Annotated in this window: 8 protein-coding genes; 6 read left to right on the top strand and 2 right to left on the bottom strand. The window is 64.4% G+C overall.

The genetic code is table 11. From position 1 onward, the window contains the following. Positions 1-3: 3 nt before the first annotated feature. A complete protein-coding gene (locus EJB06_RS15070) occupies positions 4-2,355 on the bottom strand; it encodes a Tex family protein (RefSeq protein ID WP_126074855.1) in 2,352 nt (783 codons plus the stop codon). A 161-nt stretch (positions 2,356-2,516) separates the two neighbouring features. Here EJB06_RS15070 and EJB06_RS15065 point away from each other — a divergent pair, with 161 nt between their 5' ends. Beyond that, positions 2,517-3,053, top strand: coding sequence for a serine hydrolase (locus tag EJB06_RS15065; protein ID WP_126074854.1), 537 nt, complete (start codon positions 2,517-2,519; stop codon positions 3,051-3,053). Here EJB06_RS15065 and EJB06_RS15060 read toward each other — a convergent pair. Then, positions 2,972-3,442: a YegJ family protein gene (locus EJB06_RS15060; protein ID WP_126074853.1), complete on the bottom strand. Its 471-nt coding sequence runs from the start codon at positions 3,440-3,442 to the stop codon at positions 2,972-2,974. The two genes, EJB06_RS15065 and EJB06_RS15060, sit on opposite strands and share 82 nt — an antisense overlap. Positions 3,443-3,808: 366 nt before the next feature. Here EJB06_RS15060 and EJB06_RS15055 point away from each other — a divergent pair, with 366 nt between their 5' ends. The 5 genes from EJB06_RS15055 (at position 3,809) to EJB06_RS15035 (ending at position 14,740) form a co-directional block, all read left to right on the top strand. Beyond that, positions 3,809-6,919 carry a DEAD/DEAH box helicase gene (locus EJB06_RS15055; RefSeq protein WP_164557934.1) on the top strand — a complete coding sequence of 1,037 codons (3,111 nt, stop codon included), beginning with the start codon at positions 3,809-3,811 and terminating at the stop codon, positions 6,917-6,919. Between the two features lie 88 nt (positions 6,920-7,007). Next, positions 7,008-8,195 carry a PAS domain-containing sensor histidine kinase gene (locus tag EJB06_RS15050; protein ID WP_126074851.1) on the top strand — a complete coding sequence of 396 codons (1,188 nt, stop codon included), beginning with the start codon at positions 7,008-7,010 and terminating at the stop codon, positions 8,193-8,195. Positions 8,196-8,239: 44 nt separating this feature from the next. After that, on the top strand, positions 8,240-8,923 hold the full coding sequence (locus EJB06_RS15045; RefSeq protein ID WP_126074850.1) for a response regulator transcription factor: 684 nt from the start codon (positions 8,240-8,242) through the stop codon (positions 8,921-8,923). A 134-nt stretch (positions 8,924-9,057) separates the two neighbouring features. After that, a complete protein-coding gene (locus tag EJB06_RS15040) occupies positions 9,058-9,759 on the top strand; it encodes a transposase (RefSeq protein WP_126074849.1) in 702 nt (233 codons plus the stop codon). 226 nt (positions 9,760-9,985) lie between these two features. After that, a complete protein-coding gene (locus EJB06_RS15035) occupies positions 9,986-14,740 on the top strand; it encodes a glutamate synthase-related protein (protein ID WP_126074848.1) in 4,755 nt (1,584 codons plus the stop codon). Positions 14,741-14,785 lie beyond the last annotated feature (45 nt).

Below are 14,785 nucleotides of genomic sequence, written 5' to 3'. Positions count from 1 at the left end.
GGCTTATCCGCGCAGCTTGGCGAAGGCCGCCGCCATGGTGCCGCCCACCGGCGCCGGCGCGCGCTCCTGCTTCTGCTGGTGCTGCGCCAGGCGCTTGCCGTCGGTGCGGTCGCCGCGCTGCTCGGGCCGGGACCCGGCCTGCGGCGCGCTGTCGGTCAGGCGCATGGTCAGGGCGATGCGCTTGCGCTTCTCGTCCACCTCCAGCACCTTCACGCGCACCACCTGGCCGGCCTTGACCACCGTGTGCGGGTCCTTGACGAAGGTGTTCGACAGCGCCGAAATATGCACCAGTCCATCCTGGTGCACGCCGATGTCGACGAACGCGCCGAAGGCCGCCACGTTGGTGACCACGCCTTCCAGGATCATGTCCGGACGCAGGTCGCGGATCTCTTCCACGCCTTCCTTGAAGGTGGCGGTGGTAAATTCCGGGCGCGGATCGCGGCCCGGCTTTTCCAGCTCTTTCAGGATGTCGGTAATGGTCGGCACGCCGAACTTGTCGTCCGCGTACTTGGCCGGGTTGAGCGTCTTGAGCAGCGAGGCGTCGCCGATGACGGCCTTCATCTCCTTCTTGATATCGGCCAGGATCTTCTCGACCAGCGGGTACGATTCCGGGTGCACCGCCGAGGCGTCGAGCGGATTGGCGCCGCCCATCACGCGCAGGAAACCGGCCGCCTGTTCGAAGGTTTTTTCGCCCAGGCGCGGCACGGCCTTGAGGTCGGCGCGCGAGGTAAATGCGCCTTTCAGGTCGCGGTAGGTGACGATGGCCTGCGCCACGCTGGACGACAAGCCCGACACGCGCGCCAGCAGCGGCGCCGAGGCGGTGTTGACGTCCACCCCGACCGCGTTCACGCAATCCTCGACGACGGCGTCGAGCGAGCGCGCCAACTGGGTCTGGCTCACGTCGTGCTGGTACTGGCCCACGCCGATCGACTTGGGATCGATCTTCACCAGTTCGGCCAGCGGGTCCTGCAGGCGGCGCGCGATCGAGACCGCGCCGCGCAGCGACACGTCCATGTCGGGCAGTTCGCGCGAGGCGAATTCCGAGGCCGAGTAGACCGAGGCGCCGGCTTCCGACACCACGATCTTGGTCAGCTTCAGTTCCGCGCGCTGCTTGATCAGGTCCTGCGCCAGCTTGTCGGTTTCGCGCGAGGCGGTGCCGTTGCCGATCGAGATCAGGGACACATTGTGCTTCGCGGCCAGCTCGCCCAGCACGCGCAGCGAACCGTCCCAGTCGTTCTTCGGCTGGTGCGGGTAGATGACGGCGGTGTCGACCACCTTGCCGGTGGCGTCGACCACGGCCACCTTGACGCCGGTGCGCAGGCCCGGGTCCAGGCCCATGGTGGCGCGCGGGCCGGCGGGCGCTGCCAGCAGCAGCGCTTTCAGGTTCAGGGCGAAGACGTTGATGGCATCGAGTTCGGCGCGTTCGCGCAGGGCGCCCATCAACTCCGTTTCGAGGTGCATGAAGCTCTTCACGCGCCAGGTCCAGCGCGCCGTGTCGGCCAGCCATTTGTCGGCCGGGCGGCCCAGGTTCTTAATGCCGAAGCGCGCGGCGATGCGCCCTTCGCAGGGGTTGTGCGGCGCGTCCCACTTCGGTTTTTCGGCTTCGGTGTCGAGCCGCAGGACCACGTCGAGGATGCCTTCGCGGCGCCCGCGCAGGAGGGCCAGCGCGCGGTGCGAGGGCACGGTCGAGATGGTTTCGGAATAGTCGAAGTAGTCGGCGAATTTTTCGCCTTCGTCCTGCTTGCCCTCGACCACTTTCGATTCGACGATGCCGTGCTCCTGCACGTATTCGCGCAGCGACTGCAGCAGGGTCGCGTCTTCGGCGAAGCGCTCCATCAGGATCTGGCGCGCGCCGTCCAGCGCGGCCTTGGTGTCGGCCACGCCGGGATTGTTGCCGTCGTCGCTGGTGAAGGCGTCGCGCAGGTACTTGGCCGCTTCTTCTTCGGGCGCGATGCCGGGGTCGGCCAGCAAGCCGTCGGCCAGCGGCGCCAGGCCCGCTTCGATCGCGATCTGCGCCTTGGTGCGGCGTTTCTGCTTGTACGGCAGGTACAGGTCTTCCAGGCGCGTCTTGTCTTCGGCGTGGGTGACGGCGTCGAGCAGGGCCGGCGTCATCTTGTTCTGTTCGGTGATCGAGGAAATGATCGCGGCGCGCCGGTCTTCCAGTTCGCGCAGGTAGCGCAGGCGTTCTTCCAGCAGGCGCAACTGGATATCGTCCAGTCCGCCGGTCGCTTCCTTGCGGTAGCGCGCGATGAAGGGGACGGTGGCGCCCTCGTCCAGCAGGGCAATGGCGGCGGCAACCTGGACAGGCTTGGCGGCAAGTTCGATGGCGAGACGTTGTTCGATAGTTGGGAGCATGGGAGAACATCCTGATGAGTCAAGCACGGAATGATACGCAATCGCGGCGAATGCGCCAGTCTTGACAGTGCCGGAACGGTGTGCACGGCGACCGCCGTCCTGGCTGTTTAAAAGCGGACAGTGTACCTTGCCTCCGTCCTCTCGATTCGCATAAAAAAACGATGGAAAAATTGCGCCGGTATTTTCTCGAACTTCAATCGACATTACCGCCCGACGGGCCGGGTTTCAGTGCGCTGGTGCTGGACCACGGTGCGGTGGCATGCGAGCTGCATCATGGCATGGCCTCGCTGGAATGGCAGGTGCCGCTGTCGGGAAAATCGGCCTGGTACCTGGCCTCGGAATCGAAGCAGTTCACGGCGGCCTGCGTGCTGGCGCTGGTGCGCGCATGGCATCGCCAGTGGGCCGATCGCGACAGTTTGCTGCATGCGATGCTGCAGCCATCGCCGCTGGCCGATGGCACGCTGCCGGCCTACCGTTTCGGCTTGGAGATGATCGAGCGCAACGGCGCCGACGTGGTGTTTCACAGCGGTGGCTTATGGGGATTCAATACCCTGCCGATGCGGCTGCCGGCGCGGCGGCCAAGCGCTGCGCATCGCCGCACTGGCAGGACCTCACATCAGCATTCGAAACCGTGCTGTTCGCGATACTGCTTGACCACATTCGCGGGCATGGTGGTGAACAGGGCGCAGACGGTATAACTGCCTTTCTGCTTGCCGTTCTGCACATAACCCCAATCCGAAATGTCGGCGCGCTTGAACGTGATTTCTTCGCCGTTCTCGACGCTTTCGACGATCTGCGGGTCGTTCGAAATGGTGCCGGTAAAGCCGGTCTTGGTCTGCTTGAACGGCATGACCCACATATGTTCGCTGCCATTCTCGTCGGTGATTTTGACCTTGAGGCGGAACATATCGGCGCCGGCGGGCGGTTTGGCGTAGGTCGCCAGGAAGGTATCGAGCGAGCCTTGGGCCTTGGCGATCGCCGCGGCCATCACCGGGCTTTCATCCTTGGCCATGACCACGCGGTCTCCGATTTGGGCATTGGCGGTGGCGGTCAACAGCAGCAGTGCGAGAACGGCGGACAGTTTCATGATGTTCCAATGGAGAGGAGAAAGCGCAACGAATAGATACCGCCGCGGGGAGTTGTTATTTTATGCACATAATAGATAAATAGCAATATTGTTGCTTGGAATTGACAGCGCGCCCCTTGGCGCCCCTTGGCGCCCCTTTTCCTGCCGCGTATGAAGCGGGCGATGACCTTCCTGCCGGCGCGATCGCTTTTCTGGCGGCGGCGGGAGCGGCGCTTACCCTTGCGGCATGAATGCCGTGCCGCCCTGCGCCAACAGCGCAAACAAGCGTCCCTTCGTGCGAAAGAGAACAGAACACAAGCGTCTTTATGTCGGATAATATCGGGTGTTATCGTCTCCGATATTGCCCTTACAGAACACATGCACACGATGGATTTAACGCGCGACGAACCCCGCGAAGGACGCCCAGCCACCGCTGCGCCGCACGCCACCCCGGCGTCGGCCTTGCCCGCGCCGATCGCCAGCTGGCTGCAACGGGTCGAGGCCGCCGCCCACCCGCAGCCCAAGCTCGACCTGGAGGTCAAGGATCCCAAAGTCGCCCAGTACAAGTTCGTCTATGTGCTGGCGCCGACCAGCGGCGGCCGCCACGTGGCCTTGTGCCTGTGCAAGGCACGCCTGCGCCCGAACGGCGAAGTCGCCGCCGCCAGCCCGGTCAGCGAAGTATTTTCCCTCCTGTCGGCCCCGCCCGCCTATCTCGAAGGCGACGATGAAGACCTGGTGCGTTTCTTCATCGCCATGCGCAGCGGCGCCGCCTCCCAGGGCGGCAGCGCGACCGAACCGAAAGGCAAGGTCGGCGCCATCCTGCTGCAAATGTTGCTGGAGCAAGACAAGCTGCTGTGGGCGAATTCCTGGGCCGACATGGCCAACGGCCTGATCTACCCGCTGCAGGCCGGTCCCGTGCGCGAGGCCAACCTGGTCTGGCGCGAAGAAGGCCGCACCGCCCGCCTCGGCTGGCAAGTCCAGCCCGCCGGCGGCGCGACCCACACCGCCGCCGACCAGATCGATTACATGCTGCCGACCGATCCGCCGTGGTACATCGACAACCTGTCCTGCGGCGCGCTCTCGCTCAACCGTGGCGGGGTCGAGATTTCCCTGGCCGACCTGCAGGCGCTGGTGGCGCAAGCCCCTGCGCTGAGCGGCAACGATAAGAAGCGCGTGTCGCAACTGTTGCTGGCCCATGGCTTGCAGCAACTCATGCCGCTGCCGCAACCGCTGATCCAGCGCCTGCGCGACGACGTCAAGCCGCGTCCGCACCTGCTGCTCGACAGCGTGCCGCTGGCCGACGGCTCGCACCAGCGCTGGCACGATTACGCCGTGCTGTCCTTCGATTACGATGGCGAGCGCGTCTCCTTCGACCCGGCCCAGCGCGTGGTGCGCCAGGTCGGCGACGTGACCGAAGTCATCGCCCGCGACAGCGCGGCCGAAGGGGCCGCGCTGGAAGAACTGGCCGCCCTCGGTTTCCGCAAGCCCGGCACGCCGCCGCTCAACGCCCTGGCCGGCGCGCAACAGCTGGAAAGCCAGGCGCACTGGCTGCGCTTTGCCGAAGGCGACCTGGCCGGCCTGGTCGAAGCGGGCTGGCATGTGCAGAAATCCAACAAATACCGCTACGACGTGGTCGCGGTCGAAGACTGGTACGCCGAGATCGACGAACCGGCCGACGCCGGCAACGCCTGGTTCGAGCTGGAACTGGGCATCGTGGTCAACCAGAAACGCGTGCCCTTGCTGCCGGTGCTGGTGCAGCTGATCCGCAGCGCCCCGAGCGACTTCGATCCCGAGGTGCTGGCGGCCCACGCCGACGCCGACCAGATGCTGGCCACCCTGCCCGACGGCTTGCGCGTGGCGCTGCCCTGGGGCCGCCTCAAGCCGATTCTCAACACGCTCGGTGAACTTTATTTCAGCGACAAGATCAAAGCCAGAGTCAGGCTCTCGACCCTGGATGCGGGCCGGCTCGAAGAACTGGCGCGCGGAACCGCTTTGCGCTGGTTCGGCGGCGAGCAGTTGCGCGAAACCGGTCGCAAGCTGAGCCTGTTCGGTTCCGTGCAAAAGGTGCCGGCCCCGGCCGGGCTGCAGGCGACCTTGCGCGATTACCAGGCCGATGGCCTGGCCTGGATGCAATTCCTGCGCGAATACGACCTGGCCGGCATCCTGGCCGACGACATGGGCCTGGGCAAGACGGTGCAAACCCTGGCCCACATCCTGATCGAAAAAGAAGCCGGCCGCCTGACCCATCCGGCCCTGGTCATCGCGCCCACCAGCCTGATGACCAACTGGCAGGACGAAGCGGCCCGTTTCGCCCCAGGCCTGCGCGTGCTGCTGCTGCAAGGCAAGGAGCGCCTGGAACAGTTCGACAAGATCGAAGAAGTCGACCTGGTCCTGACCACCTACGCCCTGTTGCCGCGCGACGAAGAAAAGCTGCGCGAGCACGAGTTCCACCTCGTCATCCTCGACGAGTCGCACTACATCAAGAACAACCGCTCCAAGGCGGCCCAGAGCGCCGGCCTGCTCAAGTCGCGCCACCGCCTGTGCCTGACCGGCACGCCGCTCGAAAATCACCTGGGCGAGCTGTGGTCGCAGTTCCACTTTCTGCTGCCGGGGCTGCTGGGCGACGAGAAAACCTTCAACAGCCAGTTCCGCCATCCGATCGAGCGCCAGGACGACCCGCTGCGGCGCGCGCTGCTGAACCGCCGCATCCGGCCTTTCCTGCTGCGCCGGACCAAGGACAATGTCGCCAAGGAATTGCCGCCCAAGACGGAAATGGTGCGCAAGGTGGAATTGTCGGGCGCCCAGCGCGACCTGTACGAAACCGTGCGCCTGGCGATGGACAAGAAAGTGCGCGACGAGATCGACAAAAAAGGCGTGGCGCGCAGCCAGATCGTCATCCTCGAAGCCTTGCTCAAGCTGCGCCAGGTCTGCTGCGACCCGCGCCTGGTGAAAGCGCTGCCGGCGAAGAAGAAAGACAGCGGCTCCGCCAAGCTGATCGACCTGATGCAGATGGTCGACGATTTGCTGGAAGAAGGGCGCAAGATCCTGGTGTTCTCGCAATTTACCAGCATGCTGGCGCTGATCGAGGAAGAACTGAACGCGCGCCGCATCCCCTACGCCCTGCTTACCGGCGACACCAAGGACCGCGCGGCCCAGGTGGCCGCCTTCCAGCAGGGCGCGGTGCCGATTTTCCTGATCAGCCTGAAAGCGGGCGGCGTCGGCCTGAACCTGACCGCGGCCGACACCGTGATCCATTACGATCCGTGGTGGAACCCCGCCGCCGAGAACCAGGCCACCGACCGCGCCTGGCGCATCGGGCAGGACAAGCCGGTGTTCGTCTACAAGCTGATCGCCAAGGGCACGCTGGAAGAAAAGATCCAGCTCTTGCAGCAAAAGAAATCCGACCTGGCGCAGTCGATCCTGGCCGAGGGCGAATCGCAGAAAATGAGCTTGACGCAAGAAGACCTGCAAGCCATTTTCGCCCCGCTCGACGAGTAGCCGTGTCAGATTGGTGTTCATATACTTTACTGCAACGTTGGCGATATACTAGCGGAGTCTCATTTTGAACAATTAGCGAAAGCGTTCCATGGATAACAGTGTCGGCGAGGCAAGCCAAGGGTCGGTGCGGCCGAGCGACAATGCGCTCGTGGAACAATTTCGCGCCATCGCCGAGCTGCGCGGCGATGTGGCCTGGATCGTCGACGCCGCCTCCGGTGCCTTGTGCTACATCAGCCCCTCGGTCCGCGAGCTGCTCGGCTACGACGCTGCCTATGTCGCAAGGCAACTGGCCAGCCAGGACGCCGATGCGCCGCTGAGCGCCCTGTGCGCCGGGCTGCCCGAACGGCTGGCCCGGTTTGCGGCGGGCGACCTGAGCCGGCGCGAGCTGCTGCGCCACTTCGAGCTCGTGCGTCCGGATGGGGGCATGGTGCCGGTCGAGGTCCGTTCGACCCTGCTGAGCGATGCCGGCGGCAAGCCCGGCGCCCTGGTCGGCGTGCTGCGCGATGCCACGGCCGAGCGCGCACGTGCCGATGAAAAACGCCGCTTCGCCAGCATGCTGAACCATGAATTCCGCACGCCCCTGTCGACCATCGACGGCGCCGTCCAGCGCCTGGAAGCGACCGCGACGCAGGCCGACGAGCCGACCCGCCAGCGCTACCGCAAGATCCAGGCGGCGGTGGACCGGCTGATCGGCATGCTCGACCAGTACCTGTCGCCCGACCGTATGGACGAGATCGGCAGCAAGCGCCAGCCGGACAGCGTCTCTCCCGCGCTGTTGCTGGAGGAAGCGGCGGCCCAGGTCGGCGCGGCCGGCGGCCAGGCGCTTGTCGAGCGTAGCGGCTTGCCCCCCTTGATCCGGGCCCAGCCGTCCGCGCTACGCTTGGCCTTGAAGGTGTTGGTCGATAACGCACTGCAATATTCGCCGCCCGGACAGCCGATTCTCCTGGCCGGGCACGCCACGGCGGACGGCATCGCACTGTCGGTACGCGATCGGGGCAACGGTGTGCCGGCAGCGGAGATTGCCACGATTTTCGACAAGGGGTATCGTGGGAGCAACGCCGTCGGCCAGGGTTCCGGACTGGGCCTGTATATGGCGCGTTCGGTGATCGAGGTGCACGGCGGTACGATCGACGTCCAAAACGGGCCATCGTCGGGCGCCGTGTTCAAAATCTGGCTCCCCGCGCAACGGGCGGCGGGGAAAACAGTTGCGCCAGTTGGTAGCAACAGTGATAATTCCGGTAATCAACATACTAGGGAAGGCACCGCGCGCAAGTAGGGATTCTACGCACGGGGTAATGAAATGAAGAAAATGGCCAACCCATGACGCAGATATTGATTGTTGAGGACAACGGCGACTACGCCGGCGATATGGCGGAGTTTCTGACGGAACTCAACCATGAAGTCATGATCGCGACCACCGCCGCCGAGATGTGGGCGGCGCTGACCAAGACGCCGACCGCCGTGGTCGTGCTCGACCTCGGCTTGCCCGACGAAGACGGTTTCAACGTGATCCCGCGCATGCGCCAGCTGTATCCCGAAATCGGCCTGCTGGTGCTGACCGGCAGGGTCGCCTTCGACAACCGCATCCTCGGTCTGCGCCTGGGCGCCGACCATTACCTGACCAAGCCGATCAAGTTTCCGGAACTGGCAGCGCACATCGAGGCGCTGGACCGGCGCGTGCGTCCGCCCGAGCCGGCGGCCCAGCTGCCGAGCAAGTGGACCTTGCGCGTCAGCGCGCGCCAGCTCGAACTGATGGGGGCGGTGATCGACCTGACCGAAAAGGAATGCAACTTCCTGCACCTGCTCACGCTCAACACCCGTCCCGTGCCGCGCCAGGTGATCGTGGCCGGCATGGGCGGCGACGATCCCGATGCCAGCCGCCGGGTCGACATGCTGGTCTACCGCCTGCGCAAGAAAGCCCGTTCCGGCCTCGGCCAGGACCTGCCCCTGCGCAGCGCCTACGGGGAAGGCTACAGCCTGTCCGCCGGCTTCACACTCGCGTAAGCGCGACGTAAACGGTTACATTGTCGATTAAACAGGGACAGAGCCGGGACGGTTGGCGATGCATCCCTTTTTAATCAGGGACAGAGTCGCGCCGATGCGGTAACATGGCGCGATCCGTTCAATTGCGTACCGCCATGGCCCGTCTTCCCCGTCTCGTCATTCCCAATCAGCCGCACCACATCATCCAGCATGGCAACGACCGCCAGCCGATTTTCCGCGAGGCCGAGGACTACCAGCGCTTTCTCGGCTGGCTGAACGACAGCGCCAGGGAATTCAAGGTCGCCATCCACGCCTATGTGCTGATGCCCAACCACCTGCACCTGCTGGCCTCGCCCTCGACCGTGGAAGGCCTGGCCCAGACCATGCAGCGGGTCGGCCGCTATTACGTTCCCTGGTTCAACGCCAAGTACGGCCGCAGCGGCGGCCTGTTCCAGGGGCGCTTCAAAACCTCGCCGATCGACGCCGCCGCCTACTTCCTGCTTTGCAGCCGCTATATAGAACACAATCCGGTGCGCAGCGAGCTGGTGTCCGATCCCCTGAACTACCCCTGGTCGAGCTACCCCCACCACGCCGGCGCCCAGCCCGACAGGCTGATCACCGACCACGCCCTGTACTGGGCCCTGGGCAACACGCCCTTCCAGCGCGAAGCCGCTTACATCGAACTGAGCCGTCCAGCCCTGACCCGCGAGCAGCTCGACCGGATCGACGGCGCCGTACTCAAGGGCTGGCCCCTGGGCTCCGATGCTTTTAAGACAGAATTGCAACACCGCGCCAAACGGCAGGTGCTCCCCGCCAAGCGCGGCAGACCGTTCAAAATCAAGGCTCCGGCCCTTTGACAACGCCCTTCGGGGCGTTTTTTTTGGCCTGCGGAAATGGGCAAAACAGCCCATTTCCCCAAGCCGGCATGCCTGCAACGCCAAATCCATCGACTATGTCCCTATTTAATTTTCCGAGCGACGCGAGCTGAATTAATTCGACTCCGACCCTAATTAATCCGCTTGCCCATTCTGCTGCATTGCACTAATGTTGGTGTTCGATTTTAAAAAGCTGTGGAGAATGCGCATGATTGCCCAAGGTTTGTACGATCCGTCCAATGAACACGATGCCTGCGGCGTCGGCTTCATCGCCCACATCAAGGGCAACAAGAGCCATTCCATCATCGAGCAGGGTCTCCTGATCCTGAAAAACCTCGACCACCGGGGCGCCGTCGGCGCCGACAAGCTGATGGGCGATGGCGCCGGCATCCTGATCCAGATCCCGGACCAGTACTTCCGCGACGAAATGGCGAAGCAGGGCGTGGAATTGCCTCCGCCGGGCGAATACGGGGTCGGCATGGTGTTCCTGCCGAAAGAAAACGCTTCGCGCATCGCTTGCGAACAAGAAATCGAACGCGCCGTGCGCATCGAAGGCCAGGTCGTGCTCGGCTGGCGCAATGTGCCGCTGGACGACACCATGCCGATGTCGCCGACCGTGCGCGACAAGGAACCGGTGATCCGCCAGATCTTCATCGGGCGCGGCCCGGACATCATGGTCACCGACGCGCTCGAACGCAAGCTGTACGTGATCCGCAAGTCCTCCGGCCACGCGATCCAGGCGCTCAAACTGCTGCACGGCAAGGAATTCTTCGTGCCGTCGATGTCGGCCCGCACCATCGTCTACAAGGGCTTGCTGCTGGCCGACCAGGTCGGCGTGTATTACAAGGACTTGCAGGATCCGCGCTGCATCTCGGCGCTGGCGCTGGTGCACCAGCGTTTCTCGACCAACACCTTCCCCGAATGGCCGCTGGCCCACCCCTACCGCCTGATCGCCCACAATGGCGAAATCAACACCGTCAAAGGCAACTTCAACTGGATGCGCGCGCGCGAAGGCGTGATGAAGTCGGCCGTGCTGGGCGACGACCTGCACAAGCTGTTCCCCCTGATCTACGAAGGCCAGTCCGACACCGCCTGCTTCGACAACGCGCTCGAACTGCTGATCATGGCCGGCTACCCGATCGCCCAGGCCATGATGATGATGATCCCGGAAGCCTGGGAAAATCACACCATGATGGACGACAACCGCCGCGCCTTCTACGAATACCACGCCGCCATGATGGAGCCGTGGGACGGCCCGGCCGCCATGGCGTTTACCGACGGGCGCCACATCGGCGGCACCCTGGACCGCAACGGCTTGCGGCCGGCGCGCTACATCGTCACCGACGACGACCTGGTCGTGATGGCCTCGGAATCGGGCGTGCTGCCGATTCCGGAATCGAAAATCATCCAGAAATGGCGCTTGCAGCCGGGCAAGATGTTCCTGATCGACCTGGAAGCGGGCCGCATCATCGACGACAAGGAACTGAAGGACACCTATTCCAACGCCAAGCCCTACAAGGCGTGGATCAACTCGGTGCGCATCAAGCTCGGCGAAATCAAGCTCAGCGAGAGCCAGCTCGGCCACAACCGCGCCAGGGATGCGCGCAACGGCGCCCCGGCCCAGGGCGAAAAAGCCCCGGCGTCCGTGCTCGACCGCCAGCAAGCCTTCGGCTACACCCAGGAAGACCTGAAATTCCTGATGGCGCCGATGGCCGTGCTCGGCGAAGAAGCGACCGGCTCCATGGGCAACGATTCGCCGCTGGCGGTCATGTCCAACAAGCTCAAGCCCCTGTACAACTATTTCAAGCAACTGTTCGCGCAAGTGACCAACCCGCCGATCGACCCGATCCGCGAAGCCATGGTCATGTCGCTGGTATCCTTCATCGGCCCCAAGCCGAACCTGCTCGACACCAACAACGTCAACCCGCCGATGCGCCTTGAGGTGTCGCAGCCGGTGCTCGGCGTCGACGACATGGCGCGCCTGCGCAACATCAGCGCCCACACCGGCGGCAAGTTCAAGTCGTACGAGCTGAACATCTGCTACCCGGTCGCCTGGGGCAAGGAAGGCATCGAAGCCTCGCTCGCCTCGCTGTGCGCCGAAGCGGTGGACGCGGTCAAGTCCGGCCACAACATCCTGATCGTCTCCGACCGCGCCGTTTCGGCCGAACAGGTTGCCATTCCGGCCCTGCTGGCCACCTCCACCATCCACCAGCACCTGGTCGGACGCGGCCTGCGCGCCTCCACCGGCCTGGTCGTGGAAACCGGCTCGGCCCGCGAAACCCACCACTTCGCCCTGCTGGCCGGCTACGGCGCCGAAGCCGTCCACCCTTACCTGGCCATGGAAACCCTGGTCGAACTGGCCCAGGGCATGAGCGGCGAAATGTCGGGCGAGACCGCCATCTATAACTACACCAAGGCCGTCGGCAAGGGCCTGATGAAGGTGATGTCGAAGATGGGCATCTCCACCTATATGTCGTACTGCGGCGCCCAGATCTTCGAAGTCATCGGCCTGAACAAATCGCTGGTCGACAAATACTTCAAGGGCACCTCGTCCAACGTCGAAGGCATCGGCGTGTTCGAAGTGGCCGAAGAAGCGCTGCGCCTGCACACCCTGGCCTTCGGCAACGATCCGCTGCTGCTCGACGCCCTCGATGCCGGCGGCGAATACGCCTTCCGCGTGCGCGGCGAAGAACACATGTGGACGCCTGACGCCATCGCCAAGCTGCAACACTCCACCCGCAGCAACAATTTTTCGAGCTACAAGGAATACGCGCAAATCATCAACGACCAGAGCCGCCGTCATTTGACACTGCGCGGCCTGTTCGAGTTCAAACTCGATCCGTCCAAAGCCATCCCGCTCGACGAAGTCGAACCGGCCAAGGAGATCGTCAAGCGCTTCGCCACCGGCGCCATGTCGATGGGCTCGATCAGTACCGAAGCCCATGCCACCCTGGCGATCGCGCTGAACCGCATCGGCGGCAAGTCGAACACGGGCGAGGGCGGTGAAGATCCCTTCCGCTATACCAAGGAATTGAAAGGCATCAAGATCAAGCAGGGCGAAACCATGGCGTCCGTCATCGGCGAGCACAATGTGGTGGTCGACATTCCGCTGCAGGAAGGCGATTCCCTGCGTTCGCGCATCAAGCAGGTCGCCTCGGGCCGCTTCGGCGTCACCGCCGAGTACCTGAACTCGGCCGACCAGATCCAGATCAAGATGGCGCAGGGCGCCAAGCCGGGCGAGGGCGGCCAGTTGCCGGGCCACAAGGTGAGCGAATACATCGCCAGCCTGCGCTTCTCGGTGCCGGGCGTGGGCCTGATTTCGCCGCCGCCGCACCACGATATCTACTCGATCGAAGACCTGGCGCAATTGATCCACGACCTCAAGAACGCCAATCCGCGCGCCTCGATTTCGGTCAAGCTGGTCTCGGAAGTCGGTATCGGCACGGTGGCCGCCGGCGTCACCAAGGCCAAGGCCGACCACGTGGTCGTGGCCGGCCATGACGGCGGCACGGGCGCCTCGCCCTTGTCCTCGGTCAAGCACGCCGGCACGCCATGGGAATTGGGCCTGGCGGAAACCCAGCAAACCCTGGTGCTGAACGGCTTGCGCAGCCGCATCCGCGTGCAGGCCGACGGCCAGATGAAAACCGGACGCGACGTGGTGATTGCCGCCATGCTCGGCGCCGACGAGATCGGCTTCGCCACGGCCCCGCTGGTGGTCGAAGGGTGCATCATGATGCGCAAATGCCACCTGAACACCTGCCCGGTCGGCGTCGCGACCCAGGATCCTGTGCTGCGCGCCAAGTTCTCGGGCAAGCCTGAATACGTGGTCAACTATTTCTTCTTCGTGGCCGAAGAAGCGCGCCAGTTGATGGCCCAGCTCGGCATCCGCAGCTACGACGAACTGATCGGCCGGGTCGACCTGCTCGACAAATCGAAAGCCATCAGCCACTGGAAGGCGCGCGGCCTGGACTTTTCCAACATCTTCTACCAGCCGCACGTGCCGGCCGGCGGCGCCTTGCGCCAGGTCGAAGAGCAGGATCACGGCCTGGAAAAAGCCCTGGACCACAAGCTCATCGCCCAGGCCAAGGCGGCCCTGGAAAAAGGCGAGCGCGTTTCCTTTATCTCGCCGGTGCGCAACGTCAACCGCACCGTCGGCACCATGCTGTCGGGCGAAGTGGCCAAGCGCTACGGCCACGCCGGTTTGCCGGACGACACCATCCACATCCAGCTGCAAGGCACGGCCGGCCAGTCCGCCGCCGCCTTCCTGGCGGCCGGCATCACCCTGGACCTGGTGGGCGAGGGCAACGATTACGTCGGCAAGGGCTTGTCGGGCGGACGCATCATCGTGCGTCCCAACACCGAGTTCCGCGGCTGGGCGGTGGATAACATCATCGTCGGCAACACGGTCCTGTACGGCGCGATTGCCGGCGAAGCCTTCTTCAACGGCGTGGCGGGCGAACGCTTTGCCGTGCGCAACTCCGGCGCCACCGCGATCGTCGAAGGCTGCGGCGACCACGGCTGCGAATACATGACCGGCGGCACCGTCGTGGTGCTGGGCGCGACCGGCCGCAACTTTGCGGCGGGCATGTCGGGCGGGGTGGCCTATGTCTACGATCCGCTGGGCGATTTCGAAAAGAAATGCAACACCGCCATGGTCAACCTGGAGCGCGTGCTCAGCACCAAGGAGCAGAGCGACCGTGCCGGCTGGCACAGCCAGAGCCGCGCCAGCGATCCGGAATCGGACGAAGCCATCCTCAAGCGCTTGATCGAACGCCACTTCAAGCACACGGGCTCGACCCGCGCGCGCAACCTGCTGGACGACTGGGCGACGGGACGCGCCAAGTTCGTCAAGGTCTTCCCGACCGAATACAAACGGGCGCTGGAAGAACTGCACAACAGCAGCATGGAAGAAGCCAACGACAAGATCGATACGGTCGCCAAGGTCGCCAGGATCGCCGCATAAGAGCGCGCTCAAGACAGTCCGGGCGGGCGCCAGGCGCCCGCCGCA

Source organism: Massilia atriviolacea (assembly GCF_003953935.1).
GTDB classification, from domain to species: domain Bacteria; phylum Pseudomonadota; class Gammaproteobacteria; order Burkholderiales; family Burkholderiaceae_D; genus Telluria_A; species Telluria_A atriviolacea.
Note: the sequence above shows the minus strand (reverse complement) of the source record. Positions and strands in the feature narration are given on the sequence as shown.

Excerpts from the sequence above, each read along its gene's own strand:
- EJB06_RS15060 (WP_126074853.1), bottom strand. The coding sequence starts at position 3,442 with ATGAAACTGTCCGCCGTTCTCGCACTGCTGCTGTTGACCGCCACCGCC.
- EJB06_RS15065 (WP_126074854.1), top strand. The coding sequence starts at position 2,517 with ATGGAAAAATTGCGCCGGTATTTTCTCGAACTTCAATCGACATTACCG.
- EJB06_RS15070 (WP_126074855.1), bottom strand. The coding sequence starts at position 2,355 with ATGCTCCCAACTATCGAACAACGTCTCGCCATCGAACTTGCCGCCAAG.
- EJB06_RS15055 (WP_164557934.1), top strand. The coding sequence starts at position 3,809 with ATGGATTTAACGCGCGACGAACCCCGCGAAGGACGCCCAGCCACCGCT.
- EJB06_RS15035 (WP_126074848.1), top strand. The coding sequence starts at position 9,986 with ATGATTGCCCAAGGTTTGTACGATCCGTCCAATGAACACGATGCCTGC.
- EJB06_RS15045 (WP_126074850.1), top strand. The coding sequence starts at position 8,240 with ATGACGCAGATATTGATTGTTGAGGACAACGGCGACTACGCCGGCGAT.
- EJB06_RS15040 (WP_126074849.1), top strand. The coding sequence starts at position 9,058 with ATGGCCCGTCTTCCCCGTCTCGTCATTCCCAATCAGCCGCACCACATC.
- EJB06_RS15050 (WP_126074851.1), top strand. The coding sequence starts at position 7,008 with ATGGATAACAGTGTCGGCGAGGCAAGCCAAGGGTCGGTGCGGCCGAGC.